The sequence below is a fragment of the Stenotrophomonas sp. AN71 genome (genome assembly GCF_050435725.1).
GTDB lineage: Bacteria > Pseudomonadota > Gammaproteobacteria > Xanthomonadales > Xanthomonadaceae > Stenotrophomonas.
The window spans coordinates 1-26,707 of sequence record NZ_JBNDKU010000011.1 but is presented as its reverse complement, the minus strand read 5'-3'; the positions used below and the strand labels follow the sequence as shown (position 1 = coordinate 26,707).

At 67.0% G+C, this 26,707-nt stretch carries 21 protein-coding genes; 8 read left to right on the top strand and 13 right to left on the bottom strand.

Features of this window, described 5'->3' with window-relative positions; translation table 11 throughout:
- Position 1: 1 nt before the first annotated feature.
- The gene (locus ABH900_RS16145) at positions 2-412 is read right to left on the bottom strand and encodes an acyl-CoA thioesterase (protein ID WP_429624153.1); all 411 of its coding nucleotides are present in this window, start codon (positions 410-412) and stop codon (positions 2-4) included.
- A gap of 91 nt (positions 413-503) precedes the next feature.
- Between ABH900_RS16145 and ABH900_RS16140 the strand changes: the two genes are divergently transcribed.
- Positions 504-1,139 carry a LysE family translocator gene (locus ABH900_RS16140; protein WP_429624152.1) on the top strand — a complete coding sequence of 212 codons (636 nt, stop codon included), beginning with the start codon at positions 504-506 and terminating at the stop codon, positions 1,137-1,139.
- A 138-nt stretch (positions 1,140-1,277) separates the two neighbouring features.
- Here ABH900_RS16140 and ABH900_RS16135 read toward each other — a convergent pair whose 3' ends face one another.
- The gene (locus ABH900_RS16135) at positions 1,278-2,297 is read right to left on the bottom strand and encodes a ribonucleotide-diphosphate reductase subunit beta (protein WP_008264781.1); all 1,020 of its coding nucleotides are present in this window, start codon (positions 2,295-2,297) and stop codon (positions 1,278-1,280) included.
- Positions 2,298-2,424: 127 nt separating this feature from the next.
- Positions 2,425-4,827 (bottom strand): ribonucleoside-diphosphate reductase subunit alpha, encoded by a 2,403-nt coding sequence (locus tag ABH900_RS16130; protein ID WP_429624151.1) that lies wholly within the window; start codon positions 4,825-4,827, stop codon positions 2,425-2,427.
- A gap of 529 nt (positions 4,828-5,356) precedes the next feature.
- Here ABH900_RS16130 and ABH900_RS16125 point away from each other — a divergent pair.
- Positions 5,357-6,193 carry a DUF2884 family protein gene (locus tag ABH900_RS16125; protein WP_429624150.1) on the top strand — a complete coding sequence of 279 codons (837 nt, stop codon included), beginning with the start codon at positions 5,357-5,359 and terminating at the stop codon, positions 6,191-6,193.
- Positions 6,194-6,249: 56 nt separating this feature from the next.
- On the opposite strand, the gene zapE is transcribed toward ABH900_RS16125, so the two are convergent.
- Both zapE and ABH900_RS16115 read right to left on the bottom strand, forming a co-directional pair.
- Positions 6,250-7,350: a cell division protein ZapE gene (gene zapE / locus ABH900_RS16120; RefSeq protein ID WP_429624149.1), complete on the bottom strand. Its 1,101-nt coding sequence runs from the start codon at positions 7,348-7,350 to the stop codon at positions 6,250-6,252.
- Complete coding sequence (locus ABH900_RS16115) at positions 7,347-8,018, bottom strand: alpha/beta hydrolase (RefSeq protein ID WP_429624148.1); 672 nt, start codon at positions 8,016-8,018, stop codon at positions 7,347-7,349. The genes zapE and ABH900_RS16115 overlap by 4 nt, the downstream gene beginning before the upstream one ends.
- 43 nt (positions 8,019-8,061) lie before the next feature.
- Between ABH900_RS16115 and ABH900_RS16110 the strand changes: the two genes are divergently transcribed.
- Positions 8,062-8,919, top strand: a complete 858-nt coding sequence (locus ABH900_RS16110; RefSeq protein ID WP_429624147.1) for an EamA family transporter — start codon at positions 8,062-8,064, stop codon at positions 8,917-8,919.
- A gap of 125 nt (positions 8,920-9,044) precedes the next feature.
- Here the strand turns inward: ABH900_RS16110 and ABH900_RS16105 are convergent, their stop codons facing one another.
- From ABH900_RS16105 to ABH900_RS16095, 3 genes are all read right to left on the bottom strand, one after another.
- Positions 9,045-10,490, bottom strand: a complete 1,446-nt coding sequence (locus tag ABH900_RS16105) for an ExeM/NucH family extracellular endonuclease (RefSeq protein ID WP_429624146.1) — start codon at positions 10,488-10,490, stop codon at positions 9,045-9,047.
- A gap of 120 nt (positions 10,491-10,610) precedes the next feature.
- A complete protein-coding gene (locus tag ABH900_RS16100) occupies positions 10,611-11,129 on the bottom strand; it encodes a c-type cytochrome (RefSeq protein WP_005407662.1) in 519 nt (172 codons plus the stop codon).
- Between the two features lie 196 nt (positions 11,130-11,325).
- Positions 11,326-11,943 (bottom strand): TetR/AcrR family transcriptional regulator, encoded by a 618-nt coding sequence (locus ABH900_RS16095; RefSeq protein WP_429624145.1) that lies wholly within the window; start codon positions 11,941-11,943, stop codon positions 11,326-11,328.
- A gap of 159 nt (positions 11,944-12,102) precedes the next feature.
- On the opposite strand from ABH900_RS16095, the gene ABH900_RS16090 reads away from it, so the two are divergent.
- Genes ABH900_RS16090 through ABH900_RS16080 form a run of 3 tightly spaced genes read left to right on the top strand, consistent with a single transcriptional unit; the run spans position 12,103 to position 16,911 of the window.
- Complete coding sequence (locus ABH900_RS16090) at positions 12,103-13,266, top strand: isovaleryl-CoA dehydrogenase (protein WP_429624144.1); 1,164 nt, start codon at positions 12,103-12,105, stop codon at positions 13,264-13,266.
- Between the two features lie 10 nt (positions 13,267-13,276).
- Entirely contained in the window at positions 13,277-14,887 is a 1,611-nt protein-coding gene (locus ABH900_RS16085) for a carboxyl transferase domain-containing protein (RefSeq protein WP_429624143.1), read from the top strand.
- An 8-nt stretch (positions 14,888-14,895) separates the two neighbouring features.
- Positions 14,896-16,911 (top strand): acetyl-CoA carboxylase biotin carboxylase subunit, encoded by a 2,016-nt coding sequence (locus ABH900_RS16080; RefSeq protein WP_429624142.1) that lies wholly within the window; start codon positions 14,896-14,898, stop codon positions 16,909-16,911.
- Positions 16,912-16,930: 19 nt separating this feature from the next.
- Here the strand turns inward: ABH900_RS16080 and ABH900_RS16075 are convergent, their stop codons facing one another.
- A complete protein-coding gene (locus ABH900_RS16075) occupies positions 16,931-18,097 on the bottom strand; it encodes a putative peptide maturation dehydrogenase (RefSeq protein ID WP_429624141.1) in 1,167 nt (388 codons plus the stop codon).
- A 139-nt stretch (positions 18,098-18,236) separates the two neighbouring features.
- Between ABH900_RS16075 and ABH900_RS16070 the strand changes: the two genes are divergently transcribed.
- Positions 18,237-18,533, top strand: a complete 297-nt coding sequence (locus tag ABH900_RS16070; protein WP_429624140.1) for an NHLP-related RiPP peptide — start codon at positions 18,237-18,239, stop codon at positions 18,531-18,533.
- A gap of 7 nt (positions 18,534-18,540) precedes the next feature.
- On the opposite strand, the gene ABH900_RS16065 is transcribed toward ABH900_RS16070, so the two are convergent.
- From ABH900_RS16065 to aceB, 4 genes are all read right to left on the bottom strand, one after another.
- Positions 18,541-21,039, bottom strand: coding sequence for a putative peptide modification system cyclase (locus ABH900_RS16065; protein ID WP_429624139.1), 2,499 nt, complete (start codon positions 21,037-21,039; stop codon positions 18,541-18,543).
- A gap of 4 nt (positions 21,040-21,043) precedes the next feature.
- On the bottom strand, positions 21,044-22,084 hold the full coding sequence (locus tag ABH900_RS16060; RefSeq protein WP_429624138.1) for a diguanylate cyclase domain-containing protein: 1,041 nt from the start codon (positions 22,082-22,084) through the stop codon (positions 21,044-21,046).
- A 383-nt stretch (positions 22,085-22,467) separates the two neighbouring features.
- Entirely contained in the window at positions 22,468-23,769 is a 1,302-nt protein-coding gene (gene aceA / locus ABH900_RS16055; protein WP_429624137.1) for an isocitrate lyase, read from the bottom strand.
- A gap of 66 nt (positions 23,770-23,835) precedes the next feature.
- Positions 23,836-25,458: a malate synthase A gene (aceB, locus tag ABH900_RS16050; RefSeq protein WP_429624136.1), complete on the bottom strand. Its 1,623-nt coding sequence runs from the start codon at positions 25,456-25,458 to the stop codon at positions 23,836-23,838.
- Positions 25,459-25,568: 110 nt separating this feature from the next.
- On the opposite strand from aceB, the gene ABH900_RS16045 reads away from it, so the two are divergent.
- Positions 25,569-26,537, top strand: coding sequence for a LysR family transcriptional regulator (locus ABH900_RS16045; RefSeq protein ID WP_119007330.1), 969 nt, complete (start codon positions 25,569-25,571; stop codon positions 26,535-26,537).
- The last annotated feature ends 170 nt before the right edge of the window (positions 26,538-26,707 follow it).

Here is a 26,707-nt window from a genome sequence, read left to right as displayed (position 1 = left end):
CTCAGGCGGCCGGGGTGCCGGGAAGCTGCGGCACGGTCACCGGGTGGCCATCGTCGCCCAGGGCGATCATCACGAAGTGGCCGCGGGTGCACAGCTTGCGCTCGCCGCTGTGCAGGTCCTCGGCGATCAGCTCCACTTCGACCTTCATCGAGCTGCGGCCGACCTCGACGATGCGGCCGATGGTCTCCACCATCTGGCCGATGCGGATCGGCAGCTTGAAATCGACCTGGTCGCTGCGCGCGGTCACCACGGTGCGGCGCGAGTAGCGGGCGGCGGCGAGGAAGGCGGCCTTGTCCATCCATGCCAGCGCCTGGCCACCGAACAGGGTGCCCATGTGGTTGGTGTGGTTGGGGAAGACGATTTCGGCCATGCGCACTTCGATGGGCGGCACGGTCTCGGGGATCGGAGTCATGGGGGATGCTTCGGTGTGGGGTACGGCAATTTTAAGCCAGGCCCCGTGCAGGCGGCGCTACACTGCGCCACGCCCACCGCCAGGACCCGTCATGCCCGCAACCTCCGACCTGCTCGCTTTTGCGCTGGTCTCGCTGGCCATGGTGCTGACGCCGGGACCGAACATGATCTACGTGATCTCGCGCTCGATCTGCCAGGGGCCGATGGCCGGCCTGATTTCGCTGGGCGGGGTCGCTCTGGGCTTTGTGTTCTACATGCTGTGCGCGGCGCTGGGCATCACGGCGCTGCTGATGACCGTGCCGTTCGCCTATGACGCGCTGCGCATCGGTGGCGCACTCTACCTGTTGTATCTGGCCTGGCAGGCGCTCAAGCCCGGCGGCCGCTCGCCGTTTGCGGTGCGCGACCTGCCGCAGGACAGCCCGCGCAGGCTGGTCACGATGGGCTTGCTGACCAATCTGCTGAATCCGAAAGTGGCGGTGATGTACCTGTCGCTGCTGCCACAGTTCCTGCATCCGGACGGCGAAGGCAGCGTACTGATGCAGTCGCTGGTGCTGGGCTCCACCCAGATCCTGGTCAGTGTCAGCGTAAACGGCGTGATCGCGCTGACCGCCGGCAGCATCGCCGGCTTCCTCGCCGCGCGCCCGACCTGGCAGGCGGTACAGCGCTGGCTGATGGGCACGGTGCTGGCCGGCCTGGCGGTGCGCATGGCAGTGGAAGGGCGGCGGTAAGACAGCAGGTAGCGCCGGGCCAGGCCCGGCGAGCAAGCCATGGGCCGGATGGAATCCGCCGGGCGTGGCCCGACGCTACCCACAAAAAACCCCGGCGTTGGCCGGGGTTCTTCGTTGCGACACGCCTGACCGGATCGATCAGAAGTTCATGTCGAAGGCGACTTCGCCCTGCACGCCGACCTGGTAGGCCGAGACGCGGCGTTCGAAGAAGTTGGTCAGCTCCTGCACGTCCTGCAGCTCCATGAACGGCAGCGGGTTGCGCACGTTGTACTTCTTTTCCATGCCCAGCTTGGCGAAGTGCTGGTCGGCGCAGTGCTGCAGGTACTGGCGCATGTCGCGGGTCGAGATGCCCGCCACGCCGCCGGACAGCACGTCCTCGGCGAACTGCACTTCGCATTCGATGGCTTCGGCCAGCATGTCATAGACCTGCTGCTTCATCTCATCATCGAACAGGTCCGGCTCTTCCTCGCGCACCACACGCACCGACTCGAACGCGAACTCCATGTGCGCGCTCTCGTCGCGGAACACCCAGTTGGTGCCCGAGGCCAGGCCCGGCAGCAGGCCACGCGAACGGAAGTAGTACACGTAGGCGAAGGCAGCGAAGAAGAACAGGCCTTCGATGCAGGCGGCGAAGCAGATCTGGTTGAGCAGGAACTGGCGACGCTCGGCGCGGGTCTCGATGCGCTTCAGGTCCTGGATCGAATCGATCCACTTGAAGCAGAAATCGGCCTTCTTCTTGATCGAGTCAATGTTCTCCACCGCGGCGAACGCCTTGACGCGCTCTTCCGGGTCCGGCAGGTAGTTGTCCAGCAGGGTCAGGTAGAACTGCACGTGCAGCGCTTCTTCATACAGCTGGCGCGACAGGTACATGCGCGCTTCCGGCGCATTGAGGTGCTGGTACAGGTTCAGCACCAGGTTGTTGGACACGATCGAATCGCCGGTGGCGAAGAACGCGACCAGGCGATGGATCAGGTGGCGCTCACCCGGCGACATCTTGCTGTGCAGGTCGGTGATGTCGATCTGGAAGTTGATCTCTTCCACCGTCCAGGTGTTCTTGATCGCATTCCGGTACATGTCATAGAACTGCGGGTAGCGCATCGGGCGCAGGGTCAGTTCAAAACCGGGATCGAGCAGCATCTGCTTGGGCTTGTCGGCCATGGGTGTTTCCTTGTCTTCTCGGGTCAAAACGCCGGGCGTGGCCCGGCGCTACCTTGGTGTTTCCGTAGTCGAGCAGCAGTGCCGACCAGCGGTCGGCACCCACCGCGCGTTAATCCACCGCGCGGTGTTACTGGCAGGCCTCGCAGGCTTCCGGATTTTCCAGCGAGCAGGCGACAGCTTCGTCTGGGCTGAACACCTTGGCCGGAGCCGCGTTGCTCACCGTGGTCTTGGCGATCTTGGTGGCCGGACGCGAGCGCAGGTAGTACGTGGTCTTGACGCCCTGCTTCCAGGCGTACATGTACATGGAAGACATCGCACCGATGTTCGGGCTTTCCATGAACAGGTTGAGCGAGGCCGACTGGTCGATGAAGGCGCCACGCTCGGCAGCCATGTCGATCAGCGAACGCATCGGCAGTTCCCACGCGGTGCGGTAGACCTCGCGCAGCGCCTCCGGAATCTGTGCCACGCCGGCGATGGAGCCCTCGGCCAGCTTGATGGCATCGCGCATGTCGGCGGTCCACATGCCCAGCTTCTTCAACTCGTTGACCAGGTAACGGTTGACCTGCAGGAAGTCACCAGACAGGGTCTCGCGCTTGAACAGGTTGGACACCTGCGGCTCGACGCATTCGTAGCAACCGGCGATCGAGGCGATGGTCGCGGTCGGGGCAATCGCGATCATCAGCGAGTTGCGCAGGCCGTGTTCCTTGATGCGGGCACGCAGGGCATCCCAGCGTGCGGTGTCTTCCGGCACCACGTTCCAGGCGTCGAACTGCAGTTCGCCACCGGCGGCACGGGTGTCGTTGAACGACGGGTGCTTGCCACGTTCCTGGGCCAGCTCGCAGGAGGTTTCCAGCGCGTGGAAGTAGATCGCTTCGGCGATCTTCTTCGACAGGGCGCGGGCTTCGGCGCTGTCGAACGGCAGGCGCTTGCGGAAGAACACGTCCTGCAGGCCCATGCAGCCCAGGCCGACCGGACGCCAGCGCAGGTTGGCGCGGCGGGCGGTTTCGATCGGGTAGAAGTTCAGGTCGATGACGCGGTCGAGCTGGCGCACGGCCAGGCGCACGGTCTCGGCCAGCTTCTCGAAATCGAACTCGTTGTGCTCGTCGAAGTGGTTGCCCAGGTTGATCGAACCCAGGTTGCACACCGCGGTTTCATCGTTGGAAGTGACTTCCAGGATTTCGGTGCACAGGTTGGACAGGTGGATCACGTTGCCCGGACGCAGGGTCTGGTTGCTGGCGCGGTTGCACTTGTCCTTGAAGGTCATCCAGCCGTTGCCGGTCTCGGCCAGCGTACGCATCATGCGGGCATACAGCTTGCGCGCGGAGATGGTGCGGTTGGCCTTGCCCTGCGCTTCGGCCTGCAGGTAGGCGGCTTCGAAGGCTTCGCCGAACAGGTCGGTGAACTCCGGCACGACGCGCGGATCGAACAGCGACCATTCCTGGTCGGCCTCGACGCGCTTCATGAACAGGTCCGGCACCCAGTTGGCCAGGTTCAGGTTGTGCGCACGGCGGGCTTCGTCACCGGTGTTGTCACGCAGTTCGAGGAAGTCCTCGATGTCGGCGTGCCAGGTTTCCAGGTACACGCAGGCCGCGCCCTTGCGCTTGCCGCCCTGGTTCACCGCGGCCACCGACGAATCCATGGTCTTCAGCCACGGCACGATGCCGTTGGAGTGGCCGTTGGTCGACTTGATCAGCGAACCACGCGAACGCACGCGGGTGTAGCTGACGCCGATGCCGCCGGAGAACTTCGACAGCTGGGCGATGTCGCCGTACTTGGAATAGATCGACTCCAGCGAGTCCTGCGGCGAGTCCAGCAGGAAGCACGAGGACAGCTGCTCGTGGGTGGTGCCGGAGTTGAACAGGGTCGGGCTGGACGGCAGGTAGTCGAGGTTGCCCATGCGCTTGTACAGCGCCAGGGTTTCCGGCACGTCCTCGCTCAGCGCACTGGCGATGCGCAGGAAGAACTGCTGCGGGGTCTCGATCACCTTGCGGGTGTGCGGGTGGCGCAGCAGGTAACGGTCGTACAGGGTACGCAGACCGAAGTAATCGAAGTTCAGGTCCAGCGCGCCATCGATGGCGTCGTTGAGCTTGCGTGCATTGGTCTGCACGAAGTTCAGCAGGCGGTCGTTGATCAGGCCGACTTCATGGCCACGGCTGACCGACTGCGAGAAGGCGTAGATTTCCTGGCCCGAAACTTCCTTGGCGATGTAGTTGGCCAGCAGGCGCGCGGCCAGACGGCCGTACTCCGGCTCTTCACCGATCAGCAGGGCGGCGGTACGGATGGACAGTTCGTCCAGCTCACGGGTGGTGGCGCCGTTGTACAGGCCGGAGATGGTGCGGGTGGCCACGCGCATCGGATCGACGGCGTGCAGGCCTTCAGAAGAACGCTGCACCGCGCGCACGATCTTGTTCAGGTCCACCAGTTCGGTGGTCCCGTTGCGCTTGGTCACACTCATCGCGTTGGCCGTCGGCGGCGACGTCAACAGGAATTCGCTTTCCTTCTCGATGGTGGCGCTGGATTCGGTGCTCACGGCGTGTGTCCTCTTGGCGTGATTGGGGGGTGCTCGGTGCATCGGTTGACGCGGCCCGGGACATGACAGCCCAGGATGGCAGGACGGCGTCGCAGGGAATGAGACCCTGCGCCTGCCACTGCCATTGACGATCGTGGAGGGTTACCTGTGGACCCCTAGACCTGGGGTCGCCGCGACCGACGGCCACAAGATAGTGGGGGTAAAGGGGTCCGTCAACGCCAAATGTAGTGAAATTCGGCAATCCCTTGCGCCGCAAGGATCGTGCCATCGGCGCCCTGATCAGACGCTTCAGACCTGCCGGATCGGGCTGCGCAGTCAAGTCCGAAAGGCGTCATCGCGGTGGCACAACGCACCACGGAAACGGAACAATGACAGCTTCACATGACAGTGATGAAGCTGGCTAGGGACAACCCTGTGGATAGGTGGTGGGCAGCCGGTGGGAATCCGGTGGACGGGATGACTTCCGGCCGGCGACGCCCGCGCGCTGGCAGCGGATGCTGTCCGCTCGCCTGCGGAGAAGGATCGTCCGATGCACCTGCGATTGCCCCTGCTGGCTCTGCTGCCCGCCCTGTTCGTCACCCCGGCGCTGGCCGCCGAGGGGCCGGACCTGCGTTCGGACCAGTGTGGCATCCATACCGACTATGACGTGCTGGTGGACAGCGGCGGCATCTGGCTGCGGCATGGCCCGCAGGCCCCCCATGAAGTGGTGTTCCACGACGGCGAGCTGAGCCTGGACGGCGCGATGGTGACGGTCAGCCCCGCCGACGCCGCGCGCCTGCGGCAGATGGAGGCCGGCGCCCGCCAGCTGATGCCGGCCGCCACAGCGCTGGCCCACGAAGTCTCCGGGGTCACCTTCGATGCGCTGGACGCCGCCTTCGAGGCCATCACCGGCAAGTCCGGCAACCGCCAGATGCGCGCGATGCGCGGTGAGATGCAGGCCTGGATCGACGCCAGCCTCGGGCGTGGCTACTGGGAACAGGCCACCTTCGGTGATGGCTTCGATGGGCATATCGACCAGATGGCCGAGACGATGGCCGCCTCGATGACGCGCAGCGTGCTGTGGCAGGTGTTCACCGGCCGCGCCGGCGCCATGGAGAGCCGCGCCGACCGTCTCGATGCCGAGGTCGACCGCCGCATGGAAGCACGCAGCCAGCAGCTGGAGGCCAAGGCGATGGCGCTGTGCCCGCTGGTGCAGTCACTGGCGGCGGCCCATGACACGCTGGAGGTGCGTTACCAGGGACAGCCGTTGCGGCTGCTGGAGCGTGGTGACAGCGTGCGGGTGACGCACGACGATGGCTCGGGCCTGCATGTGTCGGCCGGGCCAGGTGAGCGGCCACGCGCGAATGCGGTGGCGCCGACCCGGTAACCGCGCGGCGCGGTTGTGGAGCCGAGCCCGCGCTCGGCTCTACAGGAAACTACCCATCACGCCCGGTGCGGGGTGCCCAGGTATTCGGCGCTCTGCATTTCGATCAGGCGCGAGGCGGTGCGCTCGAATGCCCCCTGCAGGCGCTGGCCGGTATACAGCTCGATCGGCGAGGTGCGGGCGGTGCAGACCAGGTTGACGTGACGGTCGTAAAGCTCGTCGATCAGGTTGACGAAGCGGCGCGCGGCATCCTCGTTCAGGCGATCAAAAGCGGGAATGCCACCCAGCAGCACCGTGTTGAACTCGTGCGCGATCTCGATGTAGTCCGACGGGCCGCGTGGGCCTTCGCACAGCGCGGCGAAATCGAACCAGGCGATGCTCTTGCCACGGCCACGCACCGGGATCTTGCGACCCTCGATCTCGATGTTGCCGGCCTTGGCCGGCTGGCCGCCGCTCAGTTCGTTCCAGCGCGTGGCCAGCCAGTCGTCACTGTCGGCGGCCAGTGGCGCGCGGTACACCGGCGAACGGGTCAACGCGCGCATCCGGTAATCCTCGGTACCTTCGGCGTACAGCTCGACGCAGAAACGCTGCAGCAACCCGATGGCAGGCAGGAAGCTCTCGCGCTGCAGGCCGTTGAGGTACAGGTTCTCCACCGCCGTGTTGGAGGTGGTGACCAGGGTCACGCCTTCGGCGAACATCCGCTCCAGCAGTCGCGCCAGCAGCATCGCATCACCAATGTCGGTGACAAAGAACTCGTCCAGCACCAGCACGCGCAGGTTGCTGCGCCATTCCTGGGCGATCTTCGCCAGCGGGTCGCTCTGCCCCTGGTGCTCGCGCAGGCGCTCATGGACGCTGCGCATGAAGCGATGGAAGTGGGTGCGGTACTTCTGCTTGATCGGCAGGCCGTCGTAGAACAGGTCGACCAGGAAGGTCTTGCCGCGGCCGACGCCGCCCCAGAAGTACAGGCCCTTGACTGGCTCGGGCTTCTTCCAGAACGAGGACAGGCGGTCCAGCCAGCCGTCCTCGGCGCTGTCCAGCAGGCCCAGGTGGATGCGGTCCAGCTCGGCCAGCGCCGCATGCTGCGCCGGGTCGTTCTGCCAATCGCCACGGGCGACCCCTTCCGCATACCGCTGCGACGGGGTCAACTCGGTTGCACTCATGCCGCCGCGCCCAGCCAGTGCTTGACGCCGTGGGTCAGCGCGCCGCGCAGGTCGATCAGTTTGCGATGGAAGAAGTGGCTAGTCTCGGGCATGCGCACCAGCTCATGCGGGAAGTCCAGCGTGTCCAGCCACTGGTAGACCGCCTGCGGGTCGACGATCTCGTCCTGCTCGCCCTGTATCACCAGCCAGCGTGCCGGCGGCTGCACGCCATCGAAGTCCCAACGACCGGCCGGCGGCGCGATCGAGATCAGCGCTTCCGGCTGCAGTTCCGCGGCGGCCTTCAGCGAAACGAACGAGCCGAAGCTGAAGCCTGCCAGCCACAGGCGATCGTCGGGGCGCTGGCTGCGCACCCAGGCGGCGACGGCCCTCAGGTCGTCCTGCTCACCCACGCCGTGGTCGAACCCGCCAGCCGAAGCGCCCACACTGCGGAAGTTGAAGCGCACCGTGGAGATGCCCAGCTCGCGCAGGGTGGTGGCGGTCATGGTGACCACCTTGTTGTGCAGGGTGCCACCTTCGGTGGACAACGGATGGCAGATGATGGCCACGATCGGCTGCACCGGCACATCGGCCTTGGGCAGGTCGACGACCACTTCCAGCGGGCCGGCCGGACCGTCCAGTGCGAGGCAGGCGGTTTCGCCGGGGGCGACGGGGAACGAGGGCTTGTGCATGGCAACATGATACCGTCCCTCGCCCCTGCCCTGTGCCCGCCCCATGCTCTACCTGTCCCTGGCCGTGATCTGCAGTGTGCTGGTCTCGGTGTTGTTGAAGGTGGCCGGACGCCGCCAGCTGGATGTTGCGCAGATGGTCACCTGGAACTACCTGGTGGCTGCAACGCTCACCGCCGTGGTGCTGCAGCCGCCGCTGGAAGCACTGCGCGCGCCGCATGCCCCGTGGCTGTCCTTGCTGGCACTGGCGGTGGTGCTGCCGTCGATCTTCCTGGTGCTGGGCCGCGCGGTCGCGGTGGCCGGCATCGTCCGCAGTGATGTGGCGCAGCGCTTGTCGCTGCTGCTGTCCTTGGCCGCCGCGTTCCTGTTCTTCGGCCAGACCGCCACGCCCTGGAAGCTGGTCGGGCTCGGCCTGGGCCTGCTGGCAATGGTGGCGATCAGCCTGCGCCCGCGCGGGCCGGCAGTCGTCTCCTCAGCAGGCCGCTGGGGCTGGCTGCTGGGTGTCTGGGCTGGGTTCGCGGTAGTGGACGTGCTGCTCAAGCAGGTGGCGCTGTCCGGCACACCCTCGATGGCGGCGGTGCTGGCCAGCTTCAGCGTGGCCTTCGTGCTGATGCTGGCGATGCAGCTGTGGCGGCATTTCAGTGGCCGCAGCCGGCTGGCCTGGCGCAACCTCGGTGCCGGCGCGCTGCTGGGCCTGCTCAACGGCGGCAACATTCTTTTCTATGTACATGCGCACCAGTCGATGCCAGACAGCCCGGCCACCGTGTTCGCCGGCATGAACATCGGCGTGGTGGTGCTGGGCGCACTGGTGGGCGTGTTCGCCTTCGGCGAGGCAACGACCCGATGGAACCGCGCCGGCCTGGCGCTGGCGGTGCTGGCGATCGGGTTGATCGCCTGGGGGTGAGTGCGTGCATCGGGGTCGGATCCCATTCCAACGGAATGGGCTCTGACCCCTACGTTTCAGATCCCGCGATGCATTGGGGTCAAAGCCCATTCCGCTGGAATGGGATCCGACCCCGACGTTGGGCGTTATTTATCGAAGCCAAGCAGCAGCGGGTCGTGGTCGGAACTGCGCCACGGGCCCTGCACATTGCGACCCTGGTAGCCGCTGGCGTCCTGCTCATCGGCATTGCTGTGCCATTCGGCGGCGCCGCGCAGACGCTTGGCCATGCCCGGGCTGAGCAACGCGTGATCGAGGCGGCCGGTGTAGCCGTTGTAGACGTAGCTGTAGGGATGTTCGACCTTGGCGACCTTGAACGCGTCCTGCCAGCCCAGGTCATGCAGGGTGCGGATCGGATCTTCCATCGCGTAGGCGTTGAAATCGCCCAGCAGCACCGCGTCCTTGGCCCCGGTGCCGGTCGGATCGGTCTGCAGCCAGGCGTGCAGCTGCTGTGCCGAGCTCACCCGGGTGGCATTCCAGCAGCCCTGGTTGTCGTTGCGGTCGGCGTCGGCACCGGCGGCATCGCGGCAGCCCTTCGACTTGAAGTGGTTTGCCACCACCACAAACGGCGCGCCGTGCTTGCCCCGGAAGGCCTGTGCCAGCGGTACGCGGCTGTGCTCGACGAACGGGCCGCCGGTCAGCGTGGCCGGCTTTCCGACCGGCTGCAGGCGCGAACTGCGATAAATGATGCCGACCCGGATCGGGTTGTCGCCGGGGCCGTTGCCAGCATCGACAAAGCGCCAGTCACCCTGTGCGCCACGGTCGTGATTGAGCGCGGCGACCAGCTCGGCGATGGCCGACTGCGGGCCGTAGCCGTCGTTCTCCAGTTCCATCAGCGCGGCGACATCGGCGCCGAGCGCGTTGACGGTGGTAACCAGCTTGACCACCTGCGCCTTGTGCTCGTCCAGCGTGCGCGCACCGCGCAGGGTCGGGAACCCGCCGCCCTGGCCGTCGCCATTGAAGAAGTTCTCCAGGTTGAAGGCGGCCACGTGCAGGCTGCCCGGCACGGTCGGCACGGTCGGACGCTTCAGTTCCGGCAGCTTCAACACGCCCTCGACCTGCAGGCTGGGGCGGCCCTGTGCGTCTACACGCACGATGCCTTCCACATTGCGCAGCTGCATGCCGGTACGCAGCACCGGGTTGCCGGGCAGGTACGGCACGCTGGCCGGGTCGCGGGCGTCGCTGCCATCGTCCAGCAGCAGGCGCCTGCGCAGGTTGTCAGCCATCACCTGCTCGTAGCCGGCAGTGCCCGGCGCGGCGACTTCGGTCGGCTGCCAGAGGCGGCCATCGAAGGCCACGGTGAGCTGGCCGAAGCGCTCCAGGCCGTCGGTGCCGGCCAGGGTCAGCGGTGCGGCGACGCGCACACGCTGGCCGTCCAGCGCGCGCCAGTCGGCCGGCGCGGCAGTCAGCACCACGGTGGCGCTGCTGCGCGCGGCGGGGGGCGTCGCGACCGGTGCGGCCTGCGGCTGGGGCTGGGCGAACGCGCCGGCCGGCAGCAGCAGGGACAGGGCAAGGGCGAGGGAGCGGCGGCGCATCGACGGGCGGTTCCTTGGAAGAGGGCGCACAGACTAACCCTGAAATGCGAAACCCCGCTTGCACAGCGGGGTTTCGGCCTTGGTGGGCAAAGGTAGTGCCGGCGGGCGCTGCGTCGCCCGTTATTTCAGGTTGCCCAGCATCCAGTCCACGGTGGCGTGGATCTGTTCCTCGGTCAGTGCCGGATTGCCACCCTTGGGCGGCATGATCCCGCCGTCCGGGCCGGTATAGCCCTCGATGGCGTGCTTGTAGAGGGTGTCCTTGCCCTGCGCGATGCGTTTGTCCCAGTGCGAATGATCCAGCGTCGGCGCCATCCCCACGCCGGTGGTATGACAGGCCGTGCACAGGTTGTCGAAGATCACCTTGCCGTCCTTGGTACCCCCGTAGGCGACCTGCGAGGCAGCCTTCGCCAGTGCGGCGGCCTTGGCCGCGGCCTGCGCGGCGGCACCGGTGCTGCCGGCGTAGACCGCGCCGGTGGGCGAGATGCGTTGTTCGGTGCGCTTGGCCGCCGTTGGCGACACCTCGGGCGGAATCCGGGTGTGGATGTAGGCGGCAAGGAGGATGAGGCCGAGGGTGATGGTCGCCAGCAGCGCGATCACCATGGAGAAGCGTTTCAGGAACTCCAGATCGTAATTCCGCACTCTTCGTTACCCCTGGCTGATAGTCGTTGGACCACGGCTGAGCGACTGCGTGATGGGCCGAGTATAGAACGCGCTTCGCGTGCGACAACAGGCGTCACTGCTGATGCGGCGCAACATGCCGGGGGCTGGGGTCAGATCCCTTTTGCGGCGCAAAAGGGATCTGACCCCAGCAACAGAAGCCGGCCAGCGACCGGCCCTACCGGGCGACGGGGGCGCCGATCGCGCGCAGGCAGAAGCTGCAGATCGCATCCACCAGTGCGTCCTCATCGCGGTGCGCTTCGCGGCTGGGTGCGGTCGGGCCGACCATTGCCTCGGTGAAGGCGCCGACCAGGCAGGCGGCGGCCACATGCGCGTCCTGCACCGGCAGCTCGCCGGCCGCCACACCCTCTTCCACCAGCCGCAGGAACACGTCGCCGAAGGCGCGGCGGCCGCGCATGCGCTCGGCTTCCACGTCCGGGTCGACCGGTTCGACGATGAAGGCATGGGCCAGCCCCGGTCCGGCCAGGGCGCGGCGGACGAAGGCGGTGATCGCCAGCCGCAGACGCTCGCTGGCCGCCTCCGGGCCACTGGCGATGCGTTCCATGATCGCCACTTCGTGGGCCACGGCGGCATTGAGCACTTCCACGAACAGCTCGGCCTTGGACGGGAAGTGGCGATAGATCAGGCCGGTGGACACCCCCGCCTGGGTCGCTACGGCGGTCACCGGAGCGTTGCGCCAGCCGCCGGTCGCCACCAGCGCACGGGTCGCCAGCAGGATCCGTTCACGGGCGCCCGCCAGGCGTTCTTCCATCAATGCAGAGCGTTTATAGGCCATGTTCTGATTCTAGTTTCAATTTTTGAATTCGTATTCACTTCTTACCCGAACCCCGCTACGCTGGGGCCATCGCCCGTGTGGGTGGCGGTCCTGTACACCGCCGCCCACTCCCCCGCCGGGTGCGTCCATTTCCTGCCATCCCGCCGTGGAGCCACCACAATGCACGTGCCATCCCTGAACTTCGATCTTGGCGAAGACATCGACCTGCTGCGCCAGAGCGTGGCCCATTTTGCCGCCGCCGAGGTCGCACCGCTGGCCGCCGAGGCCGATGCCACCAACCAGTTCCCGCTGGCCCTGTGGCCGAAGCTGGGCGAGCAGGGCCTGCTCGGCCTCACCGTGGAAGAAGCATACGGCGGTACCGGCATGGGCTACCTGGCCCATGTGGTGGCGATGGAAGAAATCTCGCGCGCGTCCGGCGGCATCGGCCTGTCCTATGGCGCGCACTCCAACCTGTGCGTGAACCAGCTGCGCAAGAACGGCAACGAAGAGCAGAAGCAGCGCTTCCTGCCCGACCTGTGCAGCGGTGCCAAGGTCGGTGCGCTGGCGATGAGCGAGCCGGGCGCCGGTTCGGACGTGGTGTCGATGAAGCTGCGCGCCGACAAGCGCGGCGACCACTACGTGCTCAACGGCAACAAGATGTGGATCACCAACGGCCCGGACGCCGACGTGCTGGTGGTCTACGCCAAGACCGACATGAACGCCGGCGCCAAGGGCATCACCGCGTTCCTGGTCGAGAAGGGCATGAAGGGCTTCTCCACCGCTCAGAAGCTGGACAAGCTGGGCATGCGCTCCTCGCCCACCTGCGAGCTGGTGTTCCAGGACTGCGAGATTCCCGAAGAGAACGTGCTGGGCCAGGTCGGTGGCGGCGTGCGCGTGCTGATGTCCGGCCTGGACTACGAGCGCGTGGTGCTGTCCGGCGGCCCGCTGGGCCTGATGGCCGCAGCGATGGACGTGGTGATGCCGTACGTGCACGAGCGCCACCAGTTCGGCGAGGCGATCGGCAGCTTCCAGCTGATCCAGGCCAAGATCGCCGACATGTATGTGGGCCTGGGTGCCTGCCGTGCCTATGTGTATGCGGTGGCGCGCGCCTGCGACCAGGGCCGCACCACCCGCCAGGACGCCGCCGGTGCGATCCTGTATGCCGCCGAGAAGGCGACCTGGCTGACCGGCCAGGCGATCCAGATCCTCGGTGGCAACGGCTACATCAACGAATACCCGACCGGCCGTTTGTGGCGCGACGCCAAGCTGTATGAAATCGGCGCCGGCACCTCGGAAATCCGCCGCATGCTGATCGGCCGCGAACTGTTCCAGCGCACCCTGTAAGGCCACCGCGATGACCGTCCTGAACAGCCAGCTGCAACCGGGCAGCGATACCTTCGAAAGCAACCGCGCGGCCATGCAGTCCGTGGTCGATGACCTGCACGCCACGCTCGCCCGCACCGCCCTGGGCGGCAACGAGGCGGCGCGCGCCAAGCACACCGCGCGCGGCAAGCTGCTGGTGCGTGACCGCATCGACGCCCTGCTCGACCCGGGCAGTGCGTTCCTGGAAATCGCGCCGCTGGCCGCGCATGGCATGTATGAAGACGCCGTGCCCGCCGCCGGCGTGGTGGCCGGCATCGGCCGGGTGAGCGGCGTGGAATGCGTGATCGTGGCCAACGATGCCACGGTCAAGGGCGGCACCTACTACCCGATGACGGTGAAGAAGCACCTGCGCGCGCAGGAGATCGCCGAGCAGAACCACCTGCCGTGCATCTACCTGGTCGATTCCGGCGGTGCGTTCCTGCCGCTGCAGGACGAAGTCTTCCCCGACCGCGATCATTTCGGCCGCATCTTCTACAACCAGGCCAACCTGTCGGCGCAGGGCATTCCGCAGATCGCCTGCGTGATGGGCAGCTGCACCGCCGGTGGCGCCTATGTGCCGGCGATGAGCGACGAGACGGTGATCGTGCGCGAACAGGGCACGATCTTCCTCGGCGGCCCGCCGCTGGTGAAGGCCGCCACCGGTGAAGTGGTCACGGCCGAAGAACTGGGCGGTGCCGATGTGCACACGCGCATTTCCGGCGTGGCCGACCACATGGCCGACAACGACCTGCAGGCGCTGGCACGGGTCCGCGCGATCATCGCCCAGCTCAACTGGCGCAAGCCGGAACCGGCGATGGCGGTGCAGGCAACGGAAGAACCGCTGCTGCCGGCACACGAACTGTACGGGGTGATCCCGGCCGATACGCGCAAGCCCTACGACGTGCGCGAAGTGATCGCGCGGCTGGTCGATGGCTCGCGCTTCGACGAATTCAAGCCGCGCTACGGCGCAACGCTGGTGACCGGCTTTGCCCACCTGAACGGCTACCCGATCGGCATCATCGCCAACAACGGCATCCTGTTCTCCGAATCGGCACTGAAGGGCGCGCACTTCATCGAGCTGTGCACCCAGCGCAACATCCCGCTGGTGTTCCTGCAGAACATCACCGGCTTCATGGTCGGCCGCAAGTACGAACAGGGCGGCATCGCCAAGGACGGCGCCAAGCTGGTGATGGCGGTGGCCTGCGCCAAAGTGCCCAAGTTCACCGTGGTCATCGGCGGCTCGTTCGGCGCCGGCAACTACGGCATGTGCGGCCGCGCATACTCGCCGAACTTCCTGTGGATGTGGCCGAACGCGCGCATCGGCGTGATGGGTGGCGAGCAGGCTGCCAGCGTGCTGGCCACGGTCAAGCGTGATGGCATCGAGGCCAAGGGCGGGCAATGGCCGGTGGCGGAAGAAGATGCATTCAAGGCGCCGATCCGCGAGCAGTTCGAGCAGCAGGGCCACCCGTACTACGCCAGCGCGCGCCTGTGGGACGACGGCGTGATCGATCCGGCCGACACCCGCCGGGTGCTGGCCCTGGCACTGTCGGCCAGCCTCAACGCCGCCCCGCAGCAGACGCGCTTCGGCGTGTTCCGCATGTAACCCGTGCCATGACCGAGCAAGCTCCTATGAAGCACGTTGCCATGTTCACCAAAGTCCTGATCGCCAACCGCGGCGAAATCGCCTGCCGCGTCATCGCCACCTGCCGCCGCCTCGGCATCGCCACCGTGGCGGTGTATTCCGATGCCGACCGCAACGCACGCCACGTGCGCCTGGCTGACGAAGCCATCCACATCGGCCCGGCCGCCGCGCGTGAAAGCTACCTGCGCGGCGATGCACTGCTCGACGCCGCACGCGCGACCGGCGCGCAGGCGATCCATCCAGGTTACGGCTTCCTGTCCGAGAACGCCGACTTCGCCGACGCCTGCGCCGCCGCCGGCATCACCTTCATCGGGCCGCCAGCCAGCGCCATCCGCGCGATGGGCGACAAGAGCGCGGCCAAGGCGCTGATGGCCAAGGCCGGTGTACCGCTGACGCCGGGCTACCACGGTGACCAGCAGGCGCCGGACTTCCTGCGCGCGCAGGCAGACGGCATCGGCTACCCGGTGCTGATCAAGGCCAGCGCCGGTGGCGGTGGCAAGGGCATGCGCAAGGTCGAGCGCAGCGAGGACTTCGTCGATGCGCTGGCCAGCTGCCAGCGCGAGGCGGCCTCGGCGTTCGGCAACGACCATGTACTGGTGGAGAAGTACGTCGAGCGGCCACGCCACATCGAGATCCAGGTATTCGGCGACAGCCACGGCCAGGCGGTGTACCTGTTCGAGCGCGACTGTTCGGTGCAGCGCCGCCACCAGAAGGTGCTGGAAGAGGCGCCAGCGCCGGGCATGAGTGCCGAGCGCCGCGCCGCGATGGGCCAGGCGGCGGTGGATGCCGCGCGTGCCGTGGGCTACGTCGGTGCCGGCACCGTGGAGTTCATCGCCGGCCCGGACGGCGATTTCTATTTCATGGAAATGAACACCCGCCTGCAGGTCGAGCACCCGGTGACCGAGTACATCACCGGCACCGATCTGGTGGAATGGCAGCTGTGCGTGGCCTCGGGCCAGCCGCTGCCGCTGCGCCAGGAGCAGCTGGCGATCCACGGCCATGCGATCGAAGCGCGGCTGTATGCCGAGGATGCCGACCGTGGCTTCCTGCCCTCCACCGGCACCCTGCGCCGGCTGCGCCTGCCGAGCCCATCGGCCCATGTGCGGGTGGATACCGGCGTCGAGGAGGGCGACAGCATCACGCCGTACTACGACCCCATGATTGCCAAGCTGATCGTCTGGGACGTGGACCGTGACGCCGCGCTGCGCCGCATGAGCCAGGCCCTGGCCGACTGCCAGGTGGTGGGCGTGACCACCAATGCCGGCTTCCTGCGCCGGCTGGTGAACACCGATTCGTTCGCCAACGCGAAGCTGGATACCGCGCTGATCGAACGCGAGCAGGCGGCGTTGAGCGCGGTCGGCGACAGCGATGATGCCCTGTGGCTGCTGGCTGCGGTGGCCGCTGTCGCCGGCACTGCAGGTGGAAGCACCGACGCGCGCGATCCACATTCACCGTGGCAGATGCAGGACGGCTGGCGCCTGGGCGCGTCCGCACCGCGCGTCCTGCCGCTGCAGCAGGGCGAACGCCGACATACGCTGAGGGTGTGGGCGCAGACCGATGGCTGGCGCGTGCAGTTCGACGATGCAGCGCCCATGCAGGTGATCGGTACCGCCGATGCCCAGGGCCTGACGGTACAGCTGAGCGGGCGCCGCTGGGTGTTGACGCTGTTGCGCGACGGCGACCAGCTGTATCTGTTCGGCGCCGACGGCCAGCACCGCTTCACCCTGCACGATCCGGTAGGTGAGTCGGACCACGCCGTGGCCGATGCCGGCAGCCTGCTGGCCCCGATGCCGGGCAAGATCGTGGCCACGCTGGTCGCGGCCGGTACCGAGGTCACCCGCGGCACACCGCTGGTGGTGCTGGAGGCGATGAAGATGGAACACACCCTGCAGGCACCCGCCGACGGCACCGTGAAGGGCTATCGCGCCAAGGCCGGCGACCAGGTGGGCGATGGTGCGGTACTGGTGGACTTCGAGGCGAAGTAGGCACCCGGGCGGCGGCCGCTCAGCGGTCGTCGCCCACCACCACACGCCCGGCGGGATCGAATTCAGCCGTGTCCAGCGTGGCACTGCGCCAGCCCAGGCCACAGATCGCCATCGCACTCTGGCCGATGCCATCGAAGCCAAAGGCACGATCGACATCGGCATCGTTGATGGCCGCCGTCACGAAGGCCGCCAGCCCACGCTCGGTCGCGCACAGGTACAGCAGCTGCGAGATGTGGCCGACATCCAGCGTCACCGCCCGGTGTGCCTTGGCGTGGTTGCGGTACTTCCAGAAGCAGCGGTCATAGCGCGGCGCCAGCACCAGCAGCGCCGGCGCATCAGCGAACCACTCCTGCCCGGACAGCATCCGCCGCGCCAGCGCGGGCAGTGCCTGCGCCGGCGGCGAGGGCAGTGGCAGCACGGCGTGCTGCACCGGATGGTAGTGGTACAACCCCGGGTCCAGCCCTTCCACGTTCTGCACCAGCAGGAAGCCTTCGGTCGGATGCAGGCCGCCGCCGGAGGGCACGTTCTTCTTCAGGAACTCGGTATCGCGCTCGACCTTCTGCACGGCATGGGCCATCAGCGTGCGCTGCAGTACCTGGGCCAACAGCGGTAGTGGCAACGCGCGCTGCGGGTCGAAGTTGCGGCAGGTCGTGCGCTGCGCCAGCAGGGCGTCGAAGGCGGCTTCATCACTGCGCGGCAGCGGCTGATAATCACCCTGCATGGGCTGCACCACCGGCGGCGGCGGTCCCAGCCGCTGGCGCAGGCCGGCGGCGGTATCCAGCCCCTGCCGGCGCATGTCCTCCACACTGTCCACCGCGTGCCAGCGCGCGTGGCGATGGGCCAGCGCGGCCAGCGGCCACCATTGACTGCGGCGCAGCGCTTCATCGCGCATCTGGTGCCCCACCTCGCTCGGCGGGTCGGTCAGCAGCAGGCCCTGCTCGATCAGCCGCGCCAGCATGGCCGGGGACGCGTCGGCCGGCGGTGCGCTCCAGCGGTGGGCGCTGAGCTCGCCGAGCAGCTGGCGTTCCTCGGCATCCACCGGCAACGGCTGGTCCAGATGGGCCGCCAACGCCACCCAGCTGATCTGGCTGTCCATCTCGGCGTGGCCGGCCAGCATCGCGCGCAGGTCCAGGGTGACCGACTCGCGGGGTTCGAACATCAGACTGGCACAGCGGCGCAGGCGCATGGATTTCCTTCCTTACTGCCGCACAACCGGCATAGCAGCAACGACCGCAGCGCGGCCAACTTTAGCGACGTGCACATCGCAGCCCTCAATGGCAGGCTGTCGCGGCCGATACGAGAAACTCCACCTACGGACGATCCCCATGAGCACCCATCCCCGCCTTTCCGCCGAAGATGCCAGCACCCTGCTGGACCACCTGATCAGCAATGACGACTTCCGCGACCGCTTCACCGCCTCGCCGGCCAAGGCACTGGCCTCGATCGGCCTGGACGCGGCCGTCGGCGAAAACGACTGCATGAAGATCGACACCCTGGCTTCGGTCGAGGAGCTGAGCCGCACGCGTGATTCGCTGCACTCGTACCTGAGCACCTCGACCGCTTCGATGACCGTCGTGTTCTGCTTCGAAGCCGATCGGGTCGACGAGCGCGTCAACGCCTGAGTCCGCATCAGCGAGGTGGCGGCACCGACGTCGCCGCAGTAGCGATGTCGTGCACGTTCAGGGGTTGCCAGACCTGCATGGAAGCCACCTCAGCGATCGCCTGGCCGTGATGCCGGGCCAGCCAGGCCTGCTCGCGCCGTACGCCGGCAGCATCCTGCTGCGCGCGCAATGCCTGCAGCAGCACAACGTGGGCCTGCACGGGTTCGCTGCCATCGAACGCGGGCTCGAGCAGATCGCGCGCCGTCTGTGGCCGGCGCTGCGCCAGTTCGGCCGTAGCCAGCACCACGCGTCGCCACTTGCCCACCACTGGGCTTCGTTGCCGCTCAAGCAGATCGCTATGGACGCGCAACCACGTTTCAGCCAGCTCGTGCTGCCCTTGGCGCTGGGCCAGATAGGCCAATGCCAGCAGCTGCAGGCTGCGGGTGCCCTCGGCAGAGTCGTCCTCCTGCAGCAGCAAGGGCTGCAGCAGAGCAGCGATGGATTCAAGTTCTTTCACATCGCCTGCCGTGCACAGCGTTGTCACCGTGGCGTGCTGCAGACGTTGGTGGATCTGGTAATCAATCAGGTCCGGCGCCGGACCGTCCGCGGCAACCGCTGCCTGCATGGCGTTGCAGTCGCGCTGCTCGGCAGCTACTAGCAGGTGAGCACGCAGACGCATGCGCTGCTGCAGATCGTCCCCACGGGGCAATCGCATCAGTACCTGCTGCGCCTGTGCTTCCTGGCCTTGAGCGACCAGGACATCCACGTCCAAGTCGTCGGCCCCGTCATTGCCGCGCAGCACCTGTGCCTGATGCAGAGTCCGCATTGCCTGCTGCGGCTGACCAAGGCCCATTTGTATCCGCGCCAGATGGATCATTGGATACAGGCGCAACGGGTCCTGTGGTACCGCTGCGGCACGCGCATAGGGTTCGGCCTCGGTGAAGCGATTGTCCTGCAGCAGCCCCCAGGAGGTGTTGGACAACCCCGCAAATGAATCCGGATAGATCTTGGCCAGTGCCCGCCATTGCTCCAGCGGCCAACCGCCAGGCTCCAGCTCGGCCTGCCAGCCTTTCAGGTACAGGCGCTCACGTGCGGGCAAGCGCTGCTGCTGGGCCAATGCGTGCTCGAGCGCCTCACGCGCCTGCTGGACCTGCGCGGTGCGCGCCAGCAGCTTGGCTAGGCCCATGTAGGCCAGCGCAAAACCCGGATCGATGTCGATCGCAGCCTGGTAAAGGTTGCGCGCTTCCTCGAAGCGGCGTTGGCCCAATGCGTTCTCGGCCAGCGCAAAGGCGCGCAGTGCACGCAGGTCACGGGTCGACGCCCTCGGCAGCGGCAGCGACTGTTCAAGACTCGCGACGGACTCGCCCAGCCCGCGACGCAGGCGCCCAACCACATCATCGACGGCGAACACCATCTGATCAGACCGATCCGCCGTCGCCGTGAAGCTGGTCACCAACTGACCACTGCGCGGCTCGACCACATCGATACCCAGCAAGTAGCCGCCCGGCTGCTGCCGTACATTGGGCAGCAGCACGGCTCGCGCACCTTCGCGCATTGCCACTTCCACCGCCGTGCTGCGGGTCATCCGCGAGTCGCTGGACAACCTGGCCATTTCCAGACTTTCGCGAATCTTGCCCTCCGACAGGACGTTCACGTAACGCGACTGCTCCAGCGCGATCAGGATCGCATGCCGCATCGAGTCATCGAAGATCGGGTCGCCAGTGAGGTTGTCGACATCACCGAGCACCACCCAGTCGCGCTCGGCGAAGGCGATGGCCGGTTCCGGCCGCAGCAACAACCAGCCACCCAGCAGCGCCACCGCCAGCACCAGGCCTTCGGCTGCCAGCACCAGCGGCTGCCGCCACAGCGGCAGGTCGCGCCGTGCCTTGGCGTTGGCACGCGGCATGCGCAGCGGCGCCGAGCCGATCTCGCCCACCTCGATCACTTCCTGCACCACCGGCACGCCCTTGAAGCGCCACCGCCCGTGGGACTTCCACAGCAGTCGCGCACCGCGCTCACCCAGCGCATCGGTGGCACGACGGGTCAGCGATTCGGCCACGGCCGACAGCAGGATCTGGCCGGGGCGGGCCAGCATCATCAGGCGCGCCGCCATCGGCTTGGCCAGGCCTTCCACCTCCATCGATTTGGCGCCGGCGCGCACCGCTTCGGGGCTGTTATCCCAGGTCAGCACGTCGCCCACATGCAGGCCGGCGCGCGCGCGCAGCTCGATCGAACGCTGCTGGCCCAGCGCGTGCAGCTCGCGCTGGTAATCCAGGGCAAAGCCGAGCGCATCGATGGCGCGCTCGAACAGCATGAACAGTCCATCGGAGCGATCGATCAACTGGCCGTTCCAGCGGTGCTGCAGCACCAGCACCAGGCGATCGTGTTCCTGGAACAGGGTCGCGGCCGCGACATCGCCGATCCGCTCGACCAGTTGCAGCGAATCACACAGATCGGTGAACAGCAGGGCGCGTAGCTGGGGGCTATGCGGGGCTGACGTTCCGTTGTCGCCATTCATCACCTGCATCTCCCTATTGGCCGTCCGGATCATCCACCCAGCGCAGGCAGTTGCCGCCATCGCGCTTGGCCTGGTACAGCGCCCGGTCGGCGCCGGCATACCACTCGCTCCAGTCCGCCTCCGCATCCAGCAGGCTGGCGCCAATGCTGACCTGGCTCACGTGCGGTGTGCCATGACTGCGCTCGAGCAGGCCGTGCACCGCGCTCAGAATGAATTCGGCGGCATGCTGCACGATTTCGTGGTTGCCACGGCGCAGGATCAGGCAGAACTCATCGCCACCAAGCCGGCACGCCAGATCCTGCTCACCGGCCATTGAACGCAGGATGTTGCCCATGCTCTGCAGCACGCGGTCGCCGGCCTGGTGGCCGTGGCGGTCGTTGATCTGCTTGAAGCGGTCGCAGTCGATCAGCAGCAGCCCCTGCGGCGCCCCCGCAGCGTGTACGCGGCACTCCTGCAGATACAGGGTCAGGCCACGGCGGTTGTGCAGCCCGGTCAGTTCATCGGTGCGCACCAGCTCACGGGTGTGGGTCAGCTGGTGGGTGGTGATGTACAGGTTGTCCAGCGCGGTTTCCAGATCGTGGTTGCGTCGGCGCAGCTGGCTGATCAGGGCCTGCTCGTTGGTCAGCACGCGCATGATCGTGCGGCGCAGGAAATAGGCCACCAGGCCCGGATCGGACTCGACCAGGCGATGGAAATCGGCCGGACCCAGCTCCAGCACCTCGCAGTCGACCAGCGCGCGCGCGCTGGCGCTGCGCAGGTGATCACCGACCAGCAGGCCCAGTTCACCGAAGAACTCGTGCTGCCCGAGCGTCTTGATCACCAGGTCCTCGCCGAAGTCCAGTTCGATCTGGCCCTCGAGGATCACATACATGCGCTCGCCCCGGTGTCCACGCTGGAACAACCACTGTCCGGCATGAAGCTTGCATGCGCGGGCGAATCTGGCGAACAATGCCACCTCGGCATCTGACAACAGAGCGTGCACGATCTCGGCCATCGCCACCCGGGCGATACCTGTCGTCACATCACTGTTCTCGGCCGCACCCCTGCCGGTCATTCCCTGCACCCGCCGCCAGCGTCCCCTGGTGAGCCGCGGAGCATAGCACCGCTTTAAAGTGTGCGTCCTATCTCATTTTGAACCTTCCGGCGATCTTTTCAGATGTGAAGATCCGGTGTGGCCCTTTCTGGTCACGTATGTCCGGGCAAAACCCCTGCTGGATCAATCCGGTGGCGGTTTTCACAGGGTTTCGGCCAAGTTGCGGTGGCCAGGGTGCGCCGGATTGACGCTGCCCACCCGTTGCACGGTTCCATCGATACAACAACGCCGGCAGGTCCCCCGACCGGCCGGCGTTGTCTGGCCCTTCCCTGGCCACCCTGATCGGATTCCGCGACCGGTAGCACCGGGTCAGATCCGTTGCCCGGCGCATCACGGGTTACCGGTTACGCCGCGCGTTCGCCGCGCCCGCCGTGGAACTGCTCTTCCTCGGTCGAGCCGGTCAGCGCGGTGGTCGACGACTGGCCCTGCTGGATGGCCTGGGTCACCGCATCGAAGTAGCCGGTGCCGACCTCGCGCTGGTGCTTGACCGCGGTGAAGCCACGTTCGGCCGCTTCGAATTCGGCTTCCTGAAGCTCGACGAAGGCGCTCATCTGGCGGCGTGCATAGCCGTGGGCCAGGTTGAACATGCCGTAGTTCAGCGCGTGGAAGCCGGCCAGGGTGATGAACTGGAACTTGTAGCCGTAGCTGCCCAGCTCACGCTGGAACCTGGCGATGGTGGCGTCGTCCAGGTTCTTCTTCCAGTTGAAGCTGGGCGAACAGTTGTAGGCCAGCAGCTTGCCCGGGAACTTGGCGTGGATGGCCTCGGCGAACCGGCGGGCAAATTCCAGGTCCGGCTTGCCGGTCTCACACCACACCAGGTCGGCATAGGGTGCGTAGGCCAGGCCGCGGCTGATCGCCTGGTCCAGGCCGTTGCGGGTCTTGTAGAAGCCTTCCACGGTGCGCTCGCCGGTGGCGAACGGCGTGTCGTTGCTGTCGATATCGCTGGTCAGCAGATCGGCGGCTTCGGCGTCGGTGCGCGCCACCAGCAGGGTCGGCACGCCCAGCACGTCGGCAGCCAGGCGCGCGGCGTTGAGCTTCTCGATCGCCTCGCGGGTCGGCACCAGCACCTTGCCACCCATGTGGCCACACTTCTTCACCGAGGCCAGCTGGTCCTCGAAGTGCACGCCGGCGGCACCGGCCTCGATCATCGCCTTCATCAGCTCGAATGCGTTCAGCACGCCGCCGAAGCCGGCTTCGGCATCGGCCACGATCGGCTGCAGGAAGTCGATGTCATCCTTGCCTTCGGCATGGTGCAGCTGGTCGGCGCGCAGCAGTGTGTTGTTGATGCGCTTGACCACCGCCGGCACCGAATCGGCCGGATACAGCGACTGGTCCGGATACATCTGCCCTGCCAGATTGGCATCAGCCGCCACCTGCCAGCCGGACAGGTAGATCGCCTTCAGCCCGGCCTTGACCTGCTGCATGGCCTGGTTGCCGGTCAGCGCACCCAGCGCGTTGACGAACTCACGCTCGTGCAGCGACGCCCACAGCTTCTCCGCGCCCAGGCGGGCCAGCGAATGCTCGATGTGCACGGTACCGCGCAGGCGCACCACGTCGGCGGCGCTGTAGTTGCGCTGGATGCCTTCCCAGCGCGGGTTGGTATCCCAGTCGTGCTGGATCTGTTCGGCAGTGGGCAGCTTGCTCATGTCTTTCTCCAGTTCGGTTCGTGCGTACAGCGGGGAGGGAAACGACGGCGGAACGCGGGCGCTCGGTCAATCGATGCGTGCGTAGGCCGGCAGGGTCAGGAAATCGGTCAGTTCACTGCTGCGGCTCAGTTCGCCGAGCAGGGCGATGGCTTCGGTGATGCGCGCGCCACCGGGCAGTGCACGGGTGTCGCCGAGCCGCGCCGGCAACTGCGCCAGGCTGGCATCGAGCAGTGCCAGGTCGATCGCCGTGCCATCGTCCAGCTGCTGGCCCGGCGTATGCAGCCACTGCCACAGCTGGCTGCGGCTGATCTCGGCGGTGGCCGCGTCCTCCATCAGATGGTGGATCGGCACGCAGCCGTTGCCGTCCAGCCATGCCGCCAGATAGCGCACGCAGACTTCCACGTTGCCTTCGAAACCGGCGCGGGTGATGGTGCCCGGCGGCCGCGCGATCAGTTCGTCGCGGCCGACACGCACATCCTGGCGCAGCACGCTGTGCTGGTTCGCACCGGGCATGTGCTCATCGAAGATCGCCATCGCCACCGGAATCAGCGCCGGGTGCGCAACCCAGGTGCCATCATGGCCAGCGGTGACTTCGCGCAGCTTGTCGGCGCGCACGCGGGCCATCGCCTGTTCGTTGGCAGCCGCATCGTGGTTGATTGGAATCTGCGCGGCCATGCCGCCCATCGCATGGGCACCGCGGCGATGGCAGGTCTGGATCAGCAGCTCCGAATACGCCTTCAGGAACGGCTGGGTCATGGTCACCTGGCCGCGTTCGGGCAGCACGCGATCGGCATGGCGGCGGAAGGTCTTCAGGTACGAGAAGATGTAATCCCAGCGCCCGCAGTTCAGGCCGACGATGCGGTCGCGCAGCGCATGCAGGATCTCATCCATCTCGAACACCGCCGGCAGCGTTTCGATCAGCACGGTCACCTTGATCTGGCCGTGCGGCAGGCCGAGCATGCCCTCGATGTGCGACAGCGCGGTCTCCCACAGCGCGGCCTCTTCCATGCTCTGCAGCTTGGGCAGGTAGAAGTACGGGCCGCGGTCCTTGGCCTGCAGCGCGCGTGCGTTGTGGAAAGCGAACACCGCCGCGTCGAACAGGCCGCCGGCCAGCGGCTGGCCATCGATGGCCACGTGCTTCTCGTCCAGGTGCCAGCCACGCGGACGCACGATCAGCACCGCCTGTTCGTCAAACGGGCGCAGGCTGTAATGCTTGCCATTGGCTGCGGTGAATTCCAGGTCGCCACGCACCGCGGCGGCCAGCGACTGCTGCCCGGCCAGCAGGTTGCGCCAGGTCGGCGAGGTCGAATCCTCGAAGTCGGCCATGAACACCTTGGCACCCGAGTTCAGTGCGTTGATGACCATCTTCGGATCGGTCGGGCCGGTGATCTCCACGCGGCGGTCCTGCAACGCGGCCGGCAGCGGAGCAACCTGCCAGTCGCCGCTGCGGATCGCGGCGGTGTCCTCACGGAAGTCCGGCAGACCGCCCTGGTCGAAGAAGGCCTGGCGTTCCCGACGGGCCTGCAGACGTGCCTGCCGGCCCGGTTCCACCGCACGGTGCAGCGACACCAGCAGGGCCAGCAGTGGCGCCGGCAGCACGGTGTCCTGGCCGGCCACGCGGGTCGCCAGGGCGATGCCGGGGGTGGCCTTGGCGGTGGGGGTGGGAACAGCGGAAGCGACGGCGGACATGGGGCGACTCCAGCGGTGGGGGAACGTCCCCACGGTGCCGTCGAAGCGGAGTATTTGGCAAAACAGTTTTTGCAATGCACTACATAAACTGTGCTAATACTTGTAACGCCATGACCACGCGCACCCCGCCAAGTCCTCGTTTTTCCTACAAATCCGACCGACTGAAGCCGCTGCGCGCGTTCTGCCAGACGGTGCGTCTGGGCTCGGTCTCACGGGCAGCTGAGGCACTTTTTGTCAGCCAGCCGGCCATCAGTCTGCAGCTGCAGGCGCTGGAGCGGGAGCTGGGCGTGCCGTTGTTCGAGCGCAGCGGGCGGCGTCTGGTGCCAAGCCGCGAGGGCCAGCTGCTGTACGAAATGGCGCAGCCGCTGGTGGAGAACCTGGACGGGCTGGAGGCGCGCTTCCGCGACAAGGTGCGCGGCCTGGACGCGGGCGAGCTGAACATCGCCGCCAACAGTTCGACCATCCTGTACCTGCTGCCGAAGATCGTCGAACGCTTCCGCCTGCACCACCCGGATGTGCGCCTGACCCTGCACAACGCCATCAGTGCCGATGGCACCGACCTGCTGCGCGAGGACGCCGCCGACCTGGCCATCGGCTCGATGACCGACGTGCCGGCCGATCTCAGCTATGCCCCCGCCTACCGCTTCGAGCAGGTGCTGATCGCGCCGCATGATCATCCGCTGGCCAGTGGTGGCGAACTGGAGCTGGCCGACATTGCGCGCTACCCGCTGGTGCTGCCACCGAAGCGGCAGATCACCTACCGCCTGGTGGACCAGGTGTTCCAGCGCCATCGCATCGCCTACACCGTGGCACTGGAAGTGGGCGGCTGGGAGGTGATCAAGCAGTACGTGGCGATGGGCATGGGCATCTCCATCGTGCCGGCGCTGTGCCTGAACGAGGCCGACCGCGAGCGGTTGGCGGCGCGTTCGATGAAGCGCTGGTTCCCCGAGCGGAGTTATGGGGTGATCGTGCGACGCGGCAAGGCATTGTCGGCGCAGGCGCGGGCGTTCATCGAGCTGATCCAGCCGGAACTGTTCAGTCCACGCGATTACGACCAGAGTGGACATTCGGAACGGTGAGGGGTGTTCGGCAGGGCTGCGCCCTGCACCCCGTAGAGTCGAGCTTGCTCGACTGAAACAACATCAACAGCAACAGCGGGCATTCCGTGGGATGGCGGGGTGGGGGGGGGGGGGGGGGGGGGCCGCCCCCCCCCGGGGGGGGGGGGGGCGGGGGCGGCAATGGCCGGGCA